This is a genomic window from Olleya sp. NP1-10 (genome assembly GCF_055804415.1).
In genome coordinates this window covers 2,786,031-2,806,266 of the sequence record NZ_CM147840.1, presented here as the reverse complement: position 1 = coordinate 2,806,266, position 20,236 = coordinate 2,786,031, and the positions used below count along the sequence as shown (strand labels likewise).

Below are 20,236 nucleotides of genomic sequence, written 5' to 3'. Positions count from 1 at the left end.
ACTAAAAGTCAATGAGTTATAAAAATTTTCCAATGGTGTCTAATGTAGTATTTGGACGTGGTAGTTTTAATCAATTAGCAGATATTATTCAGCCAAAAAGATTAAACACTAAAGCACCATTTATATTTTTTGTAGATGATGTCTTTAAAGGAAATGCTTGGTTAACCTCAAGAATACCATTATCCTATCAAGATAAAGTAGTTTTTGTATCTGCCAAAGAAGAGCCAAAAACTGAACAAATAGATCAGTACGTAGAAGATATAATATTAAATTTTAAAGAACGTCCTTCTGGTATTATAGGTATTGGAGGCGGTTGTTTGCTAGATGTAGCAAAAGCTGTTGCTATAATGCTTAATAATGATGGAGAAAGTAAAGATTACCAAGGTTGGGATTTGGTTAAAAATGAAGCTGTTTATCATGTTGGTATACCTACAATTTCTGGTACAGGAGCAGAAGTTTCTAGAACGACTATTTTAACTGGTCCTGAACGTAAATTAGGTATCAATAGTGATTATACTCCTTTTGATCAAGTTATATTGGATCCAGAATTAACTAAAGACGTACCGACTAATCAATGGTTTTATACAGGAATGGATTGTTATGTGCATTGTATAGAATCTTTAAACGGAACTTATTTAAATGCTTTTAGCCAATCTTATGGAGAAAAAGCATTAGAGCTTTGTAAAGATATTTTTCTAGGAGATCATTTAACGGAAGAAGAAGCGCAAGATCAATTAATGATGGCCAGTTGGCATGGAGGTATGAGTATTGCCTATTCTCAAGTTGGTGTTGCACACGCTTTGAGTTATGGTTTAGGTTACTTATTAGGTGTCAAACACGGTGTTGGTAATTGTATTGTATTTGATCATTTAGAAGATTACTATCCTGAAGGTGTAGCTATTTTTAAACAAATGAAGGCCAAGCATAATATAACTTTGCCAAAAGGTATTTGTAAAGATTTATCTGATAAAGATTTTGATATTATGATAAATGTTGCCTTAAGTTTAGAGCCTTTATGGGAAAATGCAATTGGAGAAAACTGGAAAGACACAATCACTCACGCTACGCTTAAGGCATTATACAAAAAAATGTAATATATGTACTGGTTAGCAAAATTTATATATTTTAAAGTTATTGGTTGGAAAGTAGTTGGAAACACTAATTTTTCTCAAGATACTATTAAAAAAGCTGTTTTTATATCTGCACCACATACTAGTAATTTCGATTTTATTATTGGTATACTATTACGTAAAGTTACACAGGTAAAAACTAATTTTATAGGTAAAAAATCACTGTTTACTTGGCCTTTTGGTTATTATTTTAGAGCTGTTGGTGGTGTGCCTGTTGACAGAAAAAACAAAGAGAATAAAGTTTTGTCTATAGCTAAGCTGTTTGAAAATAAAGACGAGTTTAGATTAACCTTAGCACCTGAAGGTACTAGAAGTAAAGTAGAAGAGTGGAGAACAGGTTTTTATTATATTGCTAAACAAGCCAATGTGCCTATCATTATGTTTACAATGGATTTTGGTAATAAACAAAATAAAATATCAGAACCTTTTTACCCAACGGATGATGTAGAAGCAGATTTTAAATATATGAAGTCCTTTTTCAAAGGAGTTAGAGGTAAAATTTCAAAAAATTCGTAATAAAATAAGTTTTTTTATTGAAAATTAAATTTTGGTACGGGATTTGTAATACAATAATTGTAGTACTTGATGAAACATACAGTAAACTTCAGTCACTAAAAAGAAACATTAAAACTACTACGCTTACACAAATAAAAAGCGCTTTTAAGTTTATCTTAAAAGCGCTTTATTTTTTATAGAATTTATATTGTTTTATTTTTTATTAGGAATTTCTTCAGTTTCACAATTAAATAAACTTTGTTCCATGATTAGTTTAGAAACCCCTTCTGGTAACATTTGTTGCCATCCATCTTCACCAGAGTTTATCATTTTTAAAACCCTTCTAGAAAATACCTCTAATGTACTAGGGTCAAAATCTGTAATATCTACAACCTTTCCATTGTATTTAAAGAATTTGTATAATTCTTTCATACGTGGGTGTACTTTTAATGTATCACTTGTAGTTAAAGTACCATCTTCATCTTTCATTGGGTAAAGGTAAACACGTAAATCTTTAAAGAATAATTTACCAAATGCTTCTAATATTCCACCACTTAAGTGTCTGTAATATTTCTCGTCAAAAATATCTACAAGATTATTAACTCCCATTGCTAATCCCATTCTGTTTTTAGAATATTGAGAGAAGTATTCTACTAATTTATAGTATTCTTGGAAGTTTGAAATCAATACAGTATGTCCTAAAGAGCATAACAAACGTGCACGATCCATAAAATCTTGCTCGTCAATTTCACCCTCAGCTCTTAAATTAGATAAAGTAATTTCAAAAATAACTTGAGTATTATTTTCGTCTACTTTATTTTCTTTAATAAACATCTCTAAAGACTTCTCATACATATCAATATTAACTTTAGTTACAGGTCTAAAACTACCACGTAACGCTAATATATTTTTCTTGTACAAAACTCTTGCTGGTAATACATTGTTTCCGTCAGGAGCAAACATAACAGCATCAGTCATTCCGTTTTTAACTAATTGTAAACTCATTAGACGGTTGTCTACATCTTTAAAGACTGGTCCAGAAAAGTTAATAGTATCAATTTCTATTTGATCCTTATCTAAGTGATCGTATAAGTAACGTAACAGTTTTCTAGGTTCGTTGTACTTATAAAAAGCACCATAAATTAGGTTTGTACCTAAAATACCTAAAGTTTCTTGTTGTAATCTTGCATCGTTTTCTTTAAAACGTATGTGCAAAACAATTTCGTTATATTCTTCTTCTTCAGGATCAATTTGGTATTTAATTCCTACCCAACCATGTCCTTTATATTTTTTCGCAAAATCTATAGTTGCCACAGTATTAGCAAAACTAAAAAACATTTTGTTTGGATTTTTTCTCTTCCAATACGTTCTTCAATTAATCTAATTTCATGAGCCACCATTTTACGTAAACGTGCTTCGGTTACGTAACGTCTATCGTTTTCAATACCATAAATAGCATCACTAAATTCTTTATCATAGGCAGACATTGCTTTTGCAATAGTACCAGACGCTCCTCCAGCTCTAAAAAAGTGACGCACAGTTTCTTGTCCGGCTCCAATTTCAGAAAACGTTCCGTAAATATTTTCGTTTAAATTAATACGTAATGCTTTGTCCTTCAGAGACGGAATATTTTCAAACTCTTTATCTCCTTTTAGCCTTATTTCCATATAAAATTTACAATGATGTTAAGTTTTACAAAGGTATCAAATAACTATAGCAAACAAAAAAAATATTCTATTTTTGTGAGAAATCTTCATCCATTGAAAATAACATTTTTAGGCACAGGTACATCACAAGGAATTCCTATTATAGGAAGCACTCATCCTGTGTGTTTAAGCCAAAATCCTAAAGACAAAAGGTTACGTGTGTCTGTAATGATAGAGTGGGATAAAAATACTTTTGTTATAGACTGTGGACCAGATTTTAGACAACAAATGTTACTTAATAATCCTACAAAAATTGATGCTTTATTATTTACACATGAACATGCAGACCACACCGCAGGATTAGATGATATAAGACCATTTTGTTTCCGACAAGGCGAATTACCAATTTATGCACATAAACGTGTTATTAATGAGCTTAAAAAGCGTTTTGAATATGTTTTTGAAACCGAAAATAGATATCCTGGTGCTCCAACTGTAGCAGTTAATACTATTGAAAATAAGCCTTTTGAAATTAATAATAAATCAATAATTCCTATTGAAGGGTTGCATTACAAGCTTCAAGTATTTGGTTTTAGATTTGAAAATTTTGCTTATTTGACAGATTTTAAAACAATTACTGAAACCGAATTAGATAAACTGAAAAACTTAGATGTATTAGTTATAAATGCGTTGCGTATGGAAGCTCATATTTCGCATTTTAATCTAGAAGAAGCTTTAGCAATTATAAAAATTTTACAACCTAAACGCACCTATTTAACACACATTAGCCATTTGTTAGGGTTTCATGACGAAGTCCAAAAACAATTGCCAGATAACGTGTATTTAGCTTACGACCAATTACAAATTACGATTTAACAAAATTTAAAAAAATGAAGAACAAAATCTTTATGTACCTGTTTATTTTTACATTACTAATTGTAGTGTTTCAATATGTAAACTCTAAAAAAATATTAGAAGACAGTAGTAAACGTATAGAAGTTTTAAGGGTTAATAACGAATCTATGAAAGATTCTTTAACAATATTAAACGATGAGTTGTCGGATTTATCATTGTTTGATTTGCGTTACAATCAAGATGCAAAAGATTATTTTTATAACAAACAATTAGATACTGAAGCATTAATTCCGTTTTTAAAAAACGAATTATATAAATTAAATGAAACTGAAGGAGAACATCCTTTAATTCCTTTTGCTGCTTCAGAAGGCAGAAAATTACAATTTAATACTATTAAAATGTTAAATCACAGATGGATTGTTGCTGATTTCTCTGACGGTCAATTTTGGGGAGAATTACTAATACAATATTTTATAACTCCAGAGCAAAATGTTGATTTTGAAGTCTTAGATTACCTTTTATATACCAGATAAGTTAAGATATATTATTTTTCAATTAATGTAATTATTAAGTTTTTACATTGTTTAAGTTTGAAAAATATAAGATGAAAAAATCCCTAATTTGTAAATAAGCATTTATAATTAGGGATTTTTTTATTATTTAATTGTAGAGTGTTAAATCAAATCCACTAACCAATCTTTAAATTCGTAAAAATTTTGAGGTGCAACACCATGTCCAACAGGAAACTCGCTAAACTGATGTTTAATGTTTAATGCTTCTAAGAATTTTGGAGCTTGTCTTGCCCAATCCACAGGAATAACCTGGTCTACAGTACCATGTGATCCATAAAAGTTTAAGTGTTTATAAGCCGAAGCATCTTTAGTAGTAAATAAATCTTCATTGACATAACCACTTAAAGCGATAATATTATTTACTTTTTCTGGGTATGTTAAAGCTACTGCATAGCTTAAAATACAACCTTGACTAAAACCTAATAAGGATACACTGTTTTTATTTACAGGATAGTTAGCAATAGCCTGATCTATAAAATTAGCTATTAAATCTCTAGATTGTATGGCTTGATCATTATCGCTCCATTTACCTTGTTCTGCATCAAAATTAATGGCATACCATGCATTACCGTAGGGTTGCATTGGGTAAGGAGCTCTAACAGATATGATAAATAATTCTTCTGGTAACTCTGTTGCAAAGCTAAATAAGTCGTTTTCGTCGCTACCATAACCATGAAACAAAATAAGTAAAGGTGCATTTTCTTTTAATGTTGATGGTCTTGTGATGTGATGTAAGTTAAAGTTTTCCATTATTTACCTAGTCCTTTAAATAGTTTTTGAAATAGTGGTCCAATAACCGGAATTGGTTTCATGGATCCATTAATAGCTGTCATTACACCTAAAAATAAAAGTGCTCCCATACTTATCCAAAAGGCAATAGATATTTGCATGTTATCAAATTGACTAACAAAATAGGCAATAAACATCCACAAAAGGCATAAGCCTAGACCTTGTCTATTATGAAAACTTGTAAATTCATTTTTCTTATCTCCATTCATTATTATAGCAATAATGCTACCTATTATGGTTAAATAGCTAACGACTGCTAATGTTTTTCCTTCTTCAATGGTGTTTTGATTCATTATATTATAATACTGTTTTATTATTTGCGATTATTCCGTAAGCTTTTCCTTTTAATTCTTGACCCAAAAAGGCACTATTTTTAGATTTTGAAACGATATCACTTTCCGCGAAAGCGTATTTTATATCAGGATTAAACAAAGTTAGGTTTGCTACTTCACCTTCTTTAATGCTATTTGTTTGTTGGCCAAACCTTGTTTTTCCTTGTGTTAATAATTCAATAGCTTTTTCAGTAGAAACCACTGTGTTTAAAGCTCCAAAAGCACTTTCAAGTCCAATGGTACCAAAAGCAGCATGATCAAATTCTACTTTTTTGTCTTCAATTGTTTTTGGATTATGATCACTGGTTACCATATCAATGGTTCCGTCTTTTAAACCTTCAATTAAGGAATCAACGTCCTTTTTAATCCTAAGAGGTGGATTGACTTTGTAATTGGTGTCAAATTGAACTAAAACATCATCAGTTAAGCATAAATTATGAATGGCAACACTACAGGTTACATCAAGTTTTTTGCTTTTTGCCTCTCTAATTAGTGCAACACTTTCAGCGGTTGAAATGGTTGGTATGTGTAGTTTTCCTTCCGTGTATTCAAGTAAAAATAAATCTCTAGCCACTTGCATAGCTTCAGCTAAATTTGGACTTCCTTTTAAACCCAAAGATGTACTCGTTAATTCTTCATTAACAATTCCTTTTCCAGATATTTTTGTTTCAATAGGAAAAGAACAAACTAAGCCATCAAAATTACTTGCATATTGCAACGCTATTTTTAATAAATTAGGATTACTTATTGGTTTTTTATAATCAGAAAAAGCAACAGCACCAGCGTTTTTCATATCAAATAATTCAGCTAAATCAATACTTTCACTGTTTCTAGTTAAAGCACCTATTGGTAGTAAGTTAACTGCATTGTTTTGTGCTTTAGATAAGACAAAAGCTACATTGGCATTGGTGTCTATAATTGGATTTGTGTTGGCTTGTACAGCTACACTTGTAAATCCAGATTTTGCTGCAGTTTTTAATCCATTAGCAATGGTTTCTCTATCTTCAAAACCAGGTTCTCCAAAACTAACACTACTATCAAACCAACCTTTTGAAACGTGTAAATTATCTAAGGTTATAGTTTTGTAATTGTTAGTATTATCTATGCTTTTAGCAATTTTAGTAATCTTACCTTTTTCGATTAAAATATCGCAAATTTGGTTATTAAATTTGCTAGAAGGATCAATTATTGTTGCTGTTTTTATTAAGGCGTTCATTTAAAGTATTTTAAGATGAGCATTTCTAAAATTAGTAACACGAGTCCCAAAATTACAAACCATTTCCATAATTCGTTAACTTTAGTATCGTTATTTATGTTTTCAAAAACAGAGGTAATCGAGTTACTGACTGTTGCGTTATTATAATTATCAAGATTAAGGTAGCTTAAGTTACTCTCGGTACGATTGTAATTGTAACTTACATTTTCCAATATTTTGGTTTTATCTTTAATATCGTAAATACCTGCTAATTCTGGCATATCATTAGTTTTGATAAGGACTTTATTATTAAAATAATATTGTTCTGGGATGATTTTGTCATTACCATTAACCAAAGTTAATACAGCATCTTGCTGTAAATTTGTAGCCACATCATAACTAGTATTTTGTCCAATAGTGTAGTACAATCTGGTTGTGTTTAAGCTTTGCTTTGCTATGTTGTAAAACGTTGGAACAATTAAATTTATATTTTTAAAATTTGAATTGTCTTTATTGATAGGAGCAGAAAAGGCATATACAGACTGGTTTTGTGACAAAAAAGGTTTGTTATCTTCAAACTGTAAAACAGGTGTTGCTTTTAGATTGACCTGCGGAAAATAGTGATTTACTTTAGGATATTGAAAATTATCTACTCGTTTTTCAAATACACCATTTGCATACAGTGGATGTGCATAATTTATGGTTGTAATGCGCTTTTGGTTGGCGTTTATTGCGCTAAAAGGTGCAAAGTTAAAACGTTGTAAAAAGGTGTTGTAATTATTAAGGTTTCCGTTAGCATTTGGTATAAAAACAACCGAACCTCCTTGGTCTGCAAAAGCTTTTAGAGCAGTTGTTAGACTTTCTGGCAAAGCTTCAATTTCATCAAGAATCACTAAATTTTGTGAGTCAAAAAGACTGTAATCTAGCGTATTTGTAGTTTTTGTAGTAAAAATGAATTCATCTTCTGTAAAAATTCGACTTAAATAAGTGTCATTGGTATCACTAATGGCTAAAACATTAATTTTTGAAGGCGAGTTTATATTGAAATATAAGCTGTTATCAAATTGTAACTGTGTGTCTTCAATAGTTATTTTCCCTTTTATAATTTGATCATTAGGAATAGTAAATACAGTAGACGCTTTTTTGTTTAAATCTACAGTTGCTTTGGATAATAAATTATCATTATTATAAATTGAAACCGGTAAAATAACTTCTGACTTGCTATTGCTTTTTAATATAACGGATAATTCTGTATTACTGGCTGTTTGTTTAGAAATATACAAACTATCAATACTTATATTACTTGTGTTTTCAGGTTTTAATTGCACTAAATTTACAATAATATTTGTGTCTTTTTTTATAGTGAAATCCGAGTCTTTTTGCTGAAAATCTGAAATAAAAATTAAATTTTTTACGGTATTATCTTGATTGTTAAATGTTTTGCTAGCTTTAAGTAAAGCAGCACTATAACTTAATTGATTAGAAGAATAATTAAGTTGTAATAAGTAGTTTTTAATAGCTTTAATGGTCGTATTTAAATATGTGTCTGTATTAGTGACTATTGACAGGTTTTGGTTTTCTGGAAGCGTCTCTATTAACTCTTGAATAGCACGTTTTAATAATGGACCTTTATCGCCTTTAGCTTGCATACTAAACGAGTTGTCAAGATAGACAACGGTTTGTTTGGTGGTATTAAAAGCTTTTATTTTTGAAGTATAGGGTTGCGCAAAAGCTATAATAATAGCAGCTAATAACAATAAACGTGTTAAAAGTGTTAACCATTTTTTTATAGTAGCACTTTTACGAGTTTGTAATTGTACTTTTTTAAGCACATCAACATTAGTAAAGTATTCTTTCTGAAACTTTCTAAGCTGAAATAAATGAACAATAATAGGGATGAGCAGTAAGAAAAGCGCGTAAAGAAGTTCTGGATTTTTAAACTGCATTAATTTTAAAGTTTGTCAAAGATAATAATTGCATTTATATAATGGCTATTCCCAAAATAACATTTTAACAAAATCTTAATGTTTATATTATGTAACAAATAATACTTTTAAGCGTCTCTATAGGTAAGACCATTAACAAACATAATAATTAACAATGAAAAAACTATTAGTAACTACATTAGCAACAGGACTTTTATTAGTGGGTTGTAAAAGTACACAAACAACCGACAAATTAGCGTCACAAACTCCAATTGCAACATCCATTGACTTATCTAAAGTCATTAACGATAAAGCTCCTGTTACCATTAATCCAGGACGTTTTACCACGCAAACCGTAACTTATAGACTGCCAAGAGTCGTACAAGGTACTTACTCTGTAAGTGATTTTGGAAAATATATTGACGATTTTAAAGCTTTTGATTATAACGGTAACGAGTTGCCAGCTACTAAAGTAGATACTAACACTTGGACTATAACAAATGCTACACAATTAGACTACATTACATATCTTGCAAACGATACATTTGATCAAGAAGCTAATTCTGGTGGTGGAATAGGAGGAGAGGTACCATTTTCTCCTGCTGGAACAAATATCGAACCTACAAACTATGTTTTAAATTTACACGGATTTATTGGTTATTTTGATAGCCTTAAGGATAGTCAATATAGTTTAGATGTTACTGCACCAGCAGACTTTAAACGTACTTCAGCATTGCAAGAAACAGGTAAAACAACCAGTGAGGATGGTAAATTAGCAACTTCAAGTTATTTTGCACCACGTTATTTTGACATTACTGATAATCCAATGTTTTATGGAGAATTAGATGTTGAAGAATTTCAAGTTGGAGATATTAAAATTGTATTAAGCGTTTACTCGCCTAACAAAGTACATACAGCAGCTAGCATTAAAGAAGTAATGGAAAAAATGATGCAAGCTCAAAAAACATATTTAGGTGACGTTAATAGCACACCAAGATATGATATCTATTTATATTTATCTGAAGGAAAGCCAGAATCACCTAAAGGATTTGGTGCATTAGAGCATCATACGTCTACAGTTGTAGTTTTAAGTGAAGATTCTCCTTTTGAAGCTTTAGCCGAAAGCATGATAGATGTTGTTTCTCATGAGTTTTTTCATATTGTAACACCATTAAGTGTGCACTCTGAAGATGTACACTATTTTGATTACAATCAACCAACATTTTCTAAGCATTTATGGATGTATGAAGGTGTGACTGAATATTTTGCTACTTTATTTCAAGTCGATCAAGGTTTAGTAGATAATCAAGAATTTTATGGAGATATTTTAGCTAAAATTCAAACTTCTGCTAACTTAGATGACAGTATGAGTTTTACCGAAATGAGTGAAAATGTTTTGGACGAACCTTATGCGCCACAATATTATAACGTGTACATGAAAGGAGCCTTAATAGGTATGTGTATTGATATTATTATGCGTGAAGAAAGTAACGGTAACAGAGGTATTTTATCTTTAATGAAAGAATTATCTAACAAATATGGTAAAAACAAACCATTTGAAGACGATAAATTAATTGATGAAATTATTGCAATGACTTACCCAAGTGTTGGTGAGTTTTTAAATACTCATGTTGTTGGAGGTACACCAATTGACTACTCAGTTTATTTTGAAAAAGTAGGCTTAAAACTAGATTCTGGTCGTGTAAAAACTAATTATATTCAAAACGATGGAGCTTTAATTTTTACTCCAAATCGTGAAACAATGACCATTCCTTTTAGTGAAGCTGTAAAAGACAATAGTTTTTGGGCAGAAAATGGCGTGTTACCAGGTGATGTTATAAAGTCTGTTGATGGAGAAGCTTTAACTATGGGATCAGCACAAAAAATATTAACTAATATGTATATGTGGCAACCAGGAAAAGATATTAATGTGGTTTTAGATAGAGCAGGAAAAGAGATTATTATCAAAACTAAATTAACACAGTCTTATACAACAGGAACCAAATTAAAGGAGAATCCTGACGCAACAGCTACTCAAAAAGCAACAAGACAAGCTTGGTTAAAAGGCTAAATATTTATTAAATAGTTTGGCGCAAAAATTGAAATGTTTAATTTTAAACAATGATTTGTAGATACTTACATTTTAATTAAGATACAAACTTAAAAAAATATTACAATGAAAAATTTTATTATGATTGCTTTTGCTTTATTATTAGGATTAAGCACAGTACAAGCTCAAGACGCTAAACAAATTGAAGATGCAAACTATGTTATACTTTTAGATAGCAAAGTGTATCATTACACTGCAACAGGTGTTGAGCAGCTGCGTAAAGAGTTAAAATTAAACAACGGAACGTTAGTAAAAACTGATGGAACTTATATAACTGATGATAAAACCTTGAAACTTAAAGATGGACAATGTTTAGGGATGAGTGGTACGTTATATAAGAATCAAGAAACACTAAATAAAAAGCTTATTAAATACATGAAGCAATCATAGTATATGATTTCAAATTAACAAAAAAAGCCTAATCTAATGATTAGGCTTTTTTATTTTTCTATTGTAAAGGTGAAAGAACTTCCTTTATTCAATTCAGAGTCAATAGTTATATGACCACCTAGTTTTTTGACCAAATTTTTAACTGTAAATAAGCCAATGCCTGTGCCTTTTTTACCTTTAACATCTATTTGGTTATTGTTGTTAAACAATTCAAACACTTTTTCTTGTTGTTGGTTGTCAATACCATTACCATTGTCCCTAACAGTAAATGAATAGTATTTTTGATCCTCAGTAAAGCTTAAATAAACAACAGGATTAGCTTTGTTATTATATTTTAAGCCATTATCAACCAAATTTATTAAGACCTGTGTAACAGCAGCAATATTAGTAAAAATTTGATTGCTATAAATTGTTGTTTTTAATTGGTTATCATCTAACAAAAGTATGCGTTGTATTTCTTTAAATAAATCATTTACATTTATATAATTTTTGTCTTCTTTTAATAACTCGTTAGATTTATAATGAATTAATATTCCGTCAATATAGTTTTTTAAAGATTTGGCAGAGTCTTCAATGTAATTAAGAAACTCAGTAGATTCTTTTGTAAAAGTATTTTCACTTTCTTCTTTTAAAAAGCCAGTTAAGGAGGTAATATTTGCTAAAGGAGATTTTAAATCATGAGATACGTGGCTAGCAAACTTATTAAGTTCATTATTTCGGTCTGCTAACTCTTGTTTAGCTTGATCTAACAATCTGTTATTAAGTCTTAATTCAAATAAATTAACTACCTGTTTTGCTATAGTTTTTAATACTTTTTTTGTGTGTCAGATAACTGTCTAGGCTTATGATCGTAGATGCATAATGTACCTAAAGGATAACCATTTTTGGTAATTAATGGTACACCTGCATAAAAGATTGTTTGATAAAGTTCAATAATAGGGTTGTCCTTAAATCTTGGATCAATTCTAGCATCTTCGACTATAAAAATGTCATCTTGTAATATAGCGTGACTACAAAATGAAGTGTTTCGAGGTGTTTCATTAAAATCTAGTCCATAATGAGATTTAAAAAAATTACGATCTGCGTCTAAAATGGTAATTAATGAAATAGGAACATCAAAAATTGTAGATAATAAACTAGTAATATTATCAAAATCACTTTCTGGTAAGGTGTCCACTAATTTGTAATTGTTGACTTCAGATTGTCTTTCAATTTCATTAATTGGATAATCAGGTATTATCATATTATCAAGTGATTGTTACTTTTTATTTAATTCATAGTTGGATCAGATCGTTTAACACCTTCGTTAGTATGAACATTACCAACTTCAGTAATAACAGCACCTTCGGGTCCAGCCATTTGCCAATGTGGAGATTCTACTTTTTGTAATTTAGCAAAACCACCTTCGTTAACTTCAATAATATGATTGGTTGTTACTTTACCATCCCAATGCGACTTAGGGACTACAACTTGTGGGAATTGGTCTCTGTTATTCTCTCCGATTCCTGCAACATAGCTTTTACCGTGTCTAATCAACCAACCTTCCAATTTTGCAGGATTACCTTTAGCAGCATAATGCATATGTTCTCCTAACATTTGACCTGGTAATAAAAATATATCCATTAACATGTATTTGTCTTCTTCATCATTAACAAACATCACAGAAGCTAGACCTAATTCTGCGTAATTACCTTTATTGTAATCTGTTAACCATATTTTGTCTCTCAAGCCTTCAAAAATTGGATAATCATGAAATTCTAATAATTCTATTAATGCGTCTTTTGCCTTTTCTTTTAAAAAATTACCATCATCATCATAAAATTGCTCGTTGGTAAATTTTAATTCTTTTTTTACTGTAGTAGTATTGTTACTTACAACTGTTGTTTCTGTATTTTGTTTCGTTTCGGTTTTATTTTTGCAACTTAAAATAGTAAGTAATAAAACTATATTAAGTAGATACAATTTTTTCATAAAATTATTATTTATTCTATTAGAAGGGTGGTTATAGTTAAAGTTAATCTTTTTTTAATAAATACAAACTAAACTTAATTACTTTAAGCAATATTTATATTAAAATTAACTTATGTCTAAAGCATTAAAATTTTTCAAATACACCTAAACCAAATAATGCAAAATCATATTTAACAGGATCAGTTGCATCTAGTTGTCTTAAACTATTGTCTAATTGGGTTAAAGCTTTTCCGTCATTTTGTTTTCTATCTAATAAACCTAATTTACGTGCTACATTTCCAGAATGCACATCTAAAGGACAGGATAGTTGAGCAGGAGTGAGGCTAGTCCAAATCCCTAAATCTACTTTGGTGTTACTAGGTCTTACCATCCAACGTAAAAACATATTAATTCTTTTGGCAGCAGAACCTTTTAATGGGTCACTAACATGTTTAGTTGTTCTAGCTGGATGGTTTATCTCAAAGAATACTTTCTTGAATTCTGAAATTGCATTTTGTGTTGAGTTATTAGAAACATTCTTTGAGAAGACGCTTTCAAGACCATTATGATTTGAGTAAATGTTGTTCAAACTTTTTATAAAATAACCTAAATCATGACTATTGAAGGTTCTGTGTACAAAACCGTCCAACCTTTCAAGGTCTTCTTCTGTGTGACTCATGACGAAGTCAAATGGAGAATTTCCCATCAACTCCATCATCTGATTTGCATTTTTTAGTATACTTTTTCTATTTCCCCAAGAAATAGTGGCAGCCAAAAAACCAGATATCTCTATATCTTCTTTTTTAACATATCTATGAGGGATTGAAATCGGGTCTGAATCAATAAACTCTGGAGTGTTATATTGGTTAACTTTATTATCTAAAAATTCTTTTAGGTCTGTTTTACTTAGGTTCATCCGCTAAAGGTAGTAAACTTAAAGTAATTTTATTAACCCTCTTTTATGAATATATAAACATGTTAATGCGTTTTGCTGCACTATTTTTAAGAGGATCACTAATGTGTTTTTGGGTACGTGGTAAGTGTTCTATTTCAAAAAAAGAGTGTTTAAATTGATGGATAGATTGTTGTAAACTGTTTGAAGTTGTATGTTTTGTAAAAATAGCTTCTAAACCATTGTGGTTAGTGTAAATGTGTTGCAATCCTTTTATAAACGTTATAAAATCTGTACCATTAAAAGTACGATGTACAAAGGTTTCAAGTTTTTCTAAATCAGATTCTTGATGATTCATCACAAAATCAAATGGAGATTGACCTAATAAATCCATCATTTTATGACAATTATTTATAATGCTTTTACGGTTTCCCCAAGATATAGTTGCACTTAAAAAACCTGCAATTTCTATATCTTCTTTTTTAGTGAATAAATGCGGAATTTGTATTGGATCACTGTCAATAAATTGTGGCGTATTATATTGTTCTACTTTACTATCAAGAAACTCTTTAAGGTCTTGCTGTGTCATTTATTAATTGGTTACAGAATGATAAATGTATTTGAAGTTGTTGTAAAGATATTGCTATTTGAAGTTTCTATAGTTAATGTTAGCTTAAATTCTGTTTGTGACGGAATTGTTTCGTTAAAAATGAATAAGACATCATCTGGAGATTTTTGATGATTCATATTTGTTTCAGATGGATTGTAAAATTTCAGTATATTCTGAAGTCTAAAGTATTCATTTGTTGTTATTTGTGTGTTGTCTGTTAAATTAAAGATTTCAACATATTGTAAATTATCTAAATACGTTTTATTTACAACAAGAAAATAGTAAACATTAGTTTTAGTTGCGTTTAAAACTCTTAATTATTCTAATAATAATACAGCAGGAATAATTAAAGCTCCATTGTAACACGCGTGTAAAAGCATAGAATATAGTAATCCTAATCTTACGCGTATGTAACCAAATACTAGACCTATAACTATTTGTGGAGCTACTAATAAAGGAGAAAGTAACAATATTTGTGAGGTTATTTCAAAATTAAAAATGTGTACATATCCAAACAGAATAGCTATTAGGTAAAACGCTATTTTAAAATACTTTGTACTGAATAAGGTTAGAGGACCTCTAAATATTAATTCTTCAATCACAGGAGCCATAATAACAGCAGTAAAAATTATAGTAAAAGGAGTTTCTTTCTCCATTAATTTACTAATTGCATGACTATCTTGACTGTATAAACCCAAACTTTCAAGCGCACCAATAAACAGTCCAAATCCTAACCCTAATAAAATACATATTGGAATTGCTGTAAAAACAATGCTTAATTTTTGAGATATTGTAACGTGTTTTAATTGTTTTAAACGCGGATTTTTAACATAGTTTAATATGGAGTTAAATAATAGCTTCATAGTTATATAATGTTTCCGTCTACCATAGTTAATTTACGATCTGCTAAATTTGCTAAAGTTTTATTGTGTGTAACAATAACAAAGGTTTGTCCAAATTGGTCACGTAATTTAAAAAATAGGTTATGTAAATTTTCAGCACTTTCGCTATCTAAATTTCCAGAAGGTTCATCTGCAAAAATCAGTTCTGGATTATTCACTAAGGCTCTAGCTACAGCAACACGTTGTTGCTCTCCACCAGACAGCTCGCTTGGTTTATGGTTATAACGATGTGATAAGCCTAGAAAATCAAGCAATTCTTTAGCTCTGTTTTCAGCTTCGGTTTTATTAGTCCCTTTAATATAAGCTGGAATACAAACGTTTTCAATAGCAGTAAACTCTGGTAATAACTGATGAAACTGAAATATAAATCCTATATGATGATTTCTAAATTGTGCTAATTGTTTTTCGGTTAAACCAGTAATATCTTTACCGTTAATTTCTAGCTGACTTTCTTTTTTATTTTCAATAAAGTCTAAAGTTCCTAAAATTTGTAATAAAGTTGTTTTTCCTGCTCCAGAAGCTCCTACAACACTTACAATTTCGCCTTTTTTGATATGAACATCAACACCTTTTAGTACGTGTAAATCTCCATAATGTTTATGTATATTTTTTGCTTTAATCATAGTTATTTATAAAGAACGGAAATTACTACTTTATAAATTATTAGACAACAAATAATGGGTTAGCTTTGTTTTTTTAAGACGTTTTTAATATCGTTATAGTCAACAAAATAGACTAACCTTAATGAAACAGTGTTGCGTTGTTCTTGTTTAAATAAGTCTGATGTACTTTCAAACAAGTTAGCTTCAGAGTCGTTAGATAAGTTAAAAATCTGATTACGATATAAAGCTGTTAGTTGACTTCCTGGTGCAAATTGCCATGTGTAGCTTAAATCTAAATTCCAAGTATTAAAATTAATGTCTGGATCGTAATCAGGATCACTATTTATAGTGTTTTTGGTGTAAATAGAAGACCGTTCCAAACGTCCATTATCCTGTAAAACATACATGTCGTTATCATAAGTTACAGTACTTAAATAGTTTCTGAAACTTAAAGTCAAAGCGTTAAATGAGTTAAAGTTGTAACTACCAGAAATACTTGCAGTCATATCTAAACGATCACGTTGACCAAAAATAATCCTATCGTCAATATCTTGACCATTTACATAACCTCTGTCTGCTGTATAGTTGTCATAGTCAAAGCCTAATACCATTAAAAACTTATCATTAAATTTAAATCTTGGATTTAAACCAAACCAAATATTGTTAAAATTTTTGCGTGTGTCATTAAACAAACGTCCGTAACCAAGATTAGCATCTAGAGCAAAAAACAAGTTGTAATTACTGGATATCCAAGCGTTGGATTGTGCGTAGTTTTCGGTAATAAAATAGCTATCAAAGCCATTTCTAGGTTCGAAATAGTCATATTGTTTACCAAAATTAAAATTACCATTTATACCTAGATTGTGTAATGTTTTAGTCTGACCATTAAAGTTAAAACCAGTATTAGCACCTGTAAATGTATTTGGATTAGCCAGTTGGTTGTAATTTATCCAAGTGCCAAAATAAGTATTGTTAAAGGTTTTTCCTGGTTCAAAGGTACGATAGCTTACTTCTGCATTAAAATTACTGTAATTGTTTCTAAATAATATACCTAGATCATTAATATCATAGTTTTCATCAGCATAATCATAAGTCGCACTATAACGTAAATTACCGCTATTTTTTCCTAATCCAACTCTTGCTGTATAGCCATTATCTTTTGATGCTACATCATTAAAAGTGCTCATTTTAACTTCTGCAATTGCTCCATACGTGTTTCGCTTGTTAACTAAATCTAACAATAGTCCTGTTACATTAGCGTCTCTAAAATCACCATCTCTAGTTACATTAGTATTAATTAAGGTTACAGCAGAGTTTTTATTAAATTGTTGGTCTAAAACCATAATATTGTAATTGGCTAATGGCTCAATCACTTGGCTACGTTTTTGACCAGTTTCAGTATTTGTAATATCTACAGTAGTTTTTTCTGTAATAGCATTAAAAAAGCCAATACCTAAACCTTGTTTTGTTCGACCAGAAACTTTTACAGCATTTAATAGTTGTACTTTTTCAGGAAATTCTTCAAAAGTTTCATTGTCTTCAAGATTTAACCTTCCTGAAGCGCGATCTCCAATACGTCTTGAATAAAATAAGTTTCCTTTGCTAAAAAGGTCTACACCTTCAGTAAAAAACTGACGTTGTTCAGAAAATTGTTGCTCAAAAGGACCAAGGTTTAATTGCACATCATCAAAACCTGCTTGACTAAAGTCAGGTATTAGTGTAGCATCTAGGGTTAAATTTTCGGTTAAACCGTATTTAATATCCATTCCTGCAGCAAAATCGCTTTCGGTTTCACCGTTAAAAGTACTAACTAATCCAGAAGCGTACGGAAAAAAGCTTAATCTTGTAGGAGGGCTAATGTTTTTAATCCCTTTTAATTCAGCGTTATAAAGTCCTGCGTTACCTTTGGTAACATCAATTGGACTCCAAGTCATTTGTTCTCGAGTTTTACGATAATGTCTATGAAACTGAATTCCCCAAGTTGGATCCTCTTGTTGGGTAAAACGTAAAGCACGATATGGTATTTTAATTTCGACAATCCAACCGTCATCAACCAAGGTTACACTGCTTTCCCAAACCGCATTCCATCCAAAATCTTCGCCATAATTTGGACTTTCTACTGCATCTGCTTGTGTGCCAGAGCTAAAAACAAAAAATTCGGTATTATTTTGTGCATCGTTATTGGGATTAAATATCAATCCAAAAAAATCAGCTTGACCAAAATTATCACGTTGTGTAAATTGACGCATGATGTCTTCTTTTACATCATAACAATATGCTGCAACGTAGATTCCAGAATCGTCATATGTCATTTTAACAGATGTTCTTTTATTGTCTGGAGCCACATCACCAACATCAGGTTTAAACTCGGTAAAATTTGTTGCAATTTGGGCATCACTCCAAGCTTTATCATCTAATACTCCATCTATTTTAGGAGGATGGTCTGTACGTTTAATTTGATACGTGGGTTTAACTTGTGCAAACGTTTGAATTGATACAAAAGCGACTAATAATAAAGTAAAAAAAGATTTCATTTAATGTTTTGGTTGATGATTACTGCACTAAAGACTAATTATTATTTACATTGTTACAGTATGATTTTGCAAAACTATATTTGAACATAAAAAAATCTCTTAATTAAACGTTAAATATTCCTTATGTCTATAGTTATATAAACATAAGCTATTCGTAAATGGTTATTTTTATATAATGAAAGAAGAAAATTTACAAACAGCAACTTTTGCAGGAGGCTGTTTTTGGTGTACCGAAGCAGTTTTTTTACGTATAAAAGGTGTTGAAAAAGTGGTCTCTGGTTACACAGGAGGTTCTATTAAAAATCCAGCTTACAGAGAGATTGGTACAGGTAGAACAGGTCATGCTGAAGGTATACAGATTTTTTATGATGCCACTACAGTTGGTTATACTGAGCTTTTAGAGTTATTTTTTGCAACACATGATCCTACAACTTTAAATAGGCAAGGACACGATATTGGTACACAGTATAGGTCTGCAATATTTTATAGTACAGAAGATCAAAAAGATAAAGCAGAAGCTTTTATACAATTACTTGAAGCCCAAAACGTATTTAACGACCCAATTGTTACAGAAGTTACCCAATTGGGTCCATTTTATATAGCTGAAGACGTACATCAAAGTTATTACGATAGAAATAAAGAAGCCTCTTATTGTCAGTTTGTTATTGATCCAAAAATTAATAAATTGAAACAATATTACAGTAACAAATTAAAAGAAAACCATATCTAAGATCCCTTGCTCAAATTTCAAGAATGTAACATGTAAGTCTCCGAAGATGTTAAGTAGTGTTATAAAGTTATTATTCAAGAGTTAGGTTAAGATAGTCAATACTAGGGGTTCTTAAAAACACTAGAACGTGCAGCAAAAGCAATGCAGTTTTTAACTCAAGGTTATAATCATGATGTGGCTGATTTTTTTGGAATACTATTTGCTTTCTATTAATTAGAAATACAAAATATTATAAATGAATATTAATAACACAAATAAATACGCCAAACTTTTTTAGGAATTATCTTTGATGCTTTAGGTTACGTAAGTTTTATTATACCAGGTATTGGAGAGTTTTCTGATATTATTTGGGCTCCAGCTTCGGCTTGGTTAATGACTAAATTGTATAAAGGAAGAACAGGTAAAATTGCAGCAGTTTTTTCTTTTATAGAAGAAGCTTTACCAGGTTTAGATATTATACCATCATTTACCCTAATGTGGTTGTATACTTATGTGTTTAGTGATCAAGCTAAATCAGATCAAGTAATGACTAAATAATAATTTATTAAAATTGTTTCCATATTTGCACACGTAATTA

At 30.3% G+C, this 20,236-nt stretch carries 20 protein-coding genes and 2 pseudogenes; 8 read left to right on the top strand and 14 right to left on the bottom strand.

Features of this window, described 5'->3' with window-relative positions; genetic code table 11:
* The first annotated feature begins 11 nt into the window (after positions 1–11).
* Both AC0L4B_RS13155 and AC0L4B_RS13150 read left to right on the top strand, forming a co-directional pair.
* On the top strand, positions 12–1,094 hold the full coding sequence (locus AC0L4B_RS13155; protein WP_473437320.1) for an iron-containing alcohol dehydrogenase family protein: 1,083 nt from the start codon (positions 12–14) through the stop codon (positions 1,092–1,094).
* Positions 1,095–1,097: 3 nt separating this feature from the next.
* Positions 1,098–1,646, top strand: coding sequence for a 1-acyl-sn-glycerol-3-phosphate acyltransferase (locus AC0L4B_RS13150; protein ID WP_028289854.1), 549 nt, complete (start codon positions 1,098–1,100; stop codon positions 1,644–1,646).
* A 192-nt stretch (positions 1,647–1,838) separates the two neighbouring features.
* Here AC0L4B_RS13150 and AC0L4B_RS13145 read toward each other — a convergent pair.
* Positions 1,839–3,292 (bottom strand): annotated as a pseudogene (locus AC0L4B_RS13145) (TonB-dependent receptor).
* Positions 3,293–3,385: 93 nt separating this feature from the next.
* Between AC0L4B_RS13145 and AC0L4B_RS13140 the strand changes: the two are divergent.
* Positions 3,386–4,147 carry an MBL fold metallo-hydrolase gene (locus tag AC0L4B_RS13140; RefSeq protein ID WP_473437319.1) on the top strand — a complete coding sequence of 254 codons (762 nt, stop codon included), beginning with the start codon at positions 3,386–3,388 and terminating at the stop codon, positions 4,145–4,147.
* 14 nt (positions 4,148–4,161) lie between these two features.
* The gene (locus AC0L4B_RS13135; protein ID WP_473437318.1) at positions 4,162–4,659 is read left to right on the top strand and encodes a hydrolase; all 498 of its coding nucleotides are present in this window, start codon (positions 4,162–4,164) and stop codon (positions 4,657–4,659) included.
* 141 nt (positions 4,660–4,800) lie between these two features.
* Here the strand turns inward: AC0L4B_RS13135 and AC0L4B_RS13130 are convergent, their stop codons facing one another.
* The 4 genes from AC0L4B_RS13130 to AC0L4B_RS13115 are packed head-to-tail and all read right to left on the bottom strand — an operon-like array spanning position 4,801 to position 8,960.
* Positions 4,801–5,448, bottom strand: a complete 648-nt coding sequence (locus tag AC0L4B_RS13130) for an alpha/beta hydrolase (protein WP_473437317.1) — start codon at positions 5,446–5,448, stop codon at positions 4,801–4,803.
* The gene (locus tag AC0L4B_RS13125) at positions 5,448–5,780 is read right to left on the bottom strand and encodes a hypothetical protein (RefSeq protein ID WP_473437316.1); all 333 of its coding nucleotides are present in this window, start codon (positions 5,778–5,780) and stop codon (positions 5,448–5,450) included. The genes AC0L4B_RS13130 and AC0L4B_RS13125 overlap by 1 nt, the downstream gene beginning before the upstream one ends.
* Positions 5,781–5,784: 4 nt before the next feature.
* Complete coding sequence (locus AC0L4B_RS13120; protein ID WP_473437315.1) at positions 5,785–7,035, bottom strand: dihydroorotase; 1,251 nt, start codon at positions 7,033–7,035, stop codon at positions 5,785–5,787.
* Positions 7,032–8,960: a vWA domain-containing protein gene (locus AC0L4B_RS13115; protein WP_473437314.1), complete on the bottom strand. Its 1,929-nt coding sequence runs from the start codon at positions 8,958–8,960 to the stop codon at positions 7,032–7,034. Before AC0L4B_RS13115 ends, AC0L4B_RS13120 begins: the two co-directional genes overlap by 4 nt.
* 154 nt (positions 8,961–9,114) lie before the next feature.
* On the opposite strand from AC0L4B_RS13115, the gene AC0L4B_RS13110 reads away from it, so the two are divergent.
* Together AC0L4B_RS13110 and AC0L4B_RS13105 are read left to right on the top strand one after the other, a co-directional pair.
* Entirely contained in the window at positions 9,115–11,010 is a 1,896-nt protein-coding gene (locus AC0L4B_RS13110; RefSeq protein ID WP_473437313.1) for a M61 family metallopeptidase, read from the top strand.
* Positions 11,011–11,115: 105 nt separating this feature from the next.
* Positions 11,116–11,439 (top strand): DUF6799 domain-containing protein, encoded by a 324-nt coding sequence (locus tag AC0L4B_RS13105; RefSeq protein WP_473437312.1) that lies wholly within the window; start codon positions 11,116–11,118, stop codon positions 11,437–11,439.
* Positions 11,440–11,489: 50 nt separating this feature from the next.
* On the opposite strand, the gene AC0L4B_RS13100 is transcribed toward AC0L4B_RS13105, so the two are convergent.
* From AC0L4B_RS13100 to AC0L4B_RS13060, 9 genes and pseudogenes are all read right to left on the bottom strand, one after another.
* Entirely contained in the window at positions 11,490–12,191 is a 702-nt protein-coding gene (locus AC0L4B_RS13100; RefSeq protein ID WP_473437311.1) for a sensor histidine kinase, read from the bottom strand.
* 53 nt (positions 12,192–12,244) lie between these two features.
* The gene (locus AC0L4B_RS13095; protein ID WP_473437310.1) at positions 12,245–12,682 is read right to left on the bottom strand and encodes a GAF domain-containing protein; all 438 of its coding nucleotides are present in this window, start codon (positions 12,680–12,682) and stop codon (positions 12,245–12,247) included.
* Positions 12,683–12,708: 26 nt separating this feature from the next.
* Positions 12,709–13,410 (bottom strand): cupin domain-containing protein, encoded by a 702-nt coding sequence (locus AC0L4B_RS13090; RefSeq protein WP_473437309.1) that lies wholly within the window; start codon positions 13,408–13,410, stop codon positions 12,709–12,711.
* Between the two features lie 124 nt (positions 13,411–13,534).
* Positions 13,535–14,305, bottom strand: coding sequence for a TIGR02757 family protein (locus AC0L4B_RS13085; RefSeq protein ID WP_473437308.1), 771 nt, complete (start codon positions 14,303–14,305; stop codon positions 13,535–13,537).
* 52 nt (positions 14,306–14,357) lie between these two features.
* Positions 14,358–14,870, bottom strand: a pseudogene (locus tag AC0L4B_RS13080) (DUF2400 domain-containing protein); the annotation flags it as partial.
* An 11-nt stretch (positions 14,871–14,881) separates the two neighbouring features.
* Entirely contained in the window at positions 14,882–15,028 is a 147-nt protein-coding gene (locus AC0L4B_RS13075; RefSeq protein ID WP_473437307.1) for a hypothetical protein, read from the bottom strand.
* A 180-nt stretch (positions 15,029–15,208) separates the two neighbouring features.
* On the bottom strand, positions 15,209–15,754 hold the full coding sequence (locus tag AC0L4B_RS13070) for a CPBP family intramembrane glutamic endopeptidase (protein WP_473437306.1): 546 nt from the start codon (positions 15,752–15,754) through the stop codon (positions 15,209–15,211).
* A 2-nt stretch (positions 15,755–15,756) separates the two neighbouring features.
* Positions 15,757–16,416, bottom strand: a complete 660-nt coding sequence (locus AC0L4B_RS13065) for an ABC transporter ATP-binding protein (RefSeq protein WP_473437305.1) — start codon at positions 16,414–16,416, stop codon at positions 15,757–15,759.
* A gap of 59 nt (positions 16,417–16,475) precedes the next feature.
* Positions 16,476–18,929, bottom strand: coding sequence for a DUF5916 domain-containing protein (locus tag AC0L4B_RS13060; protein ID WP_473437304.1), 2,454 nt, complete (start codon positions 18,927–18,929; stop codon positions 16,476–16,478).
* A 175-nt stretch (positions 18,930–19,104) separates the two neighbouring features.
* On the opposite strand from AC0L4B_RS13060, the gene msrA reads away from it, so the two are divergent.
* Together msrA and AC0L4B_RS13050 are read left to right on the top strand one after the other, a co-directional pair.
* Positions 19,105–19,659 (top strand): peptide-methionine (S)-S-oxide reductase MsrA, encoded by a 555-nt coding sequence (gene msrA, locus AC0L4B_RS13055; protein WP_473437303.1) that lies wholly within the window; start codon positions 19,105–19,107, stop codon positions 19,657–19,659.
* Positions 19,660–20,031: 372 nt separating this feature from the next.
* Positions 20,032–20,196, top strand: coding sequence for a hypothetical protein (locus tag AC0L4B_RS13050; protein ID WP_473437302.1), 165 nt, complete (start codon positions 20,032–20,034; stop codon positions 20,194–20,196).
* Positions 20,197–20,236 lie beyond the last annotated feature (40 nt).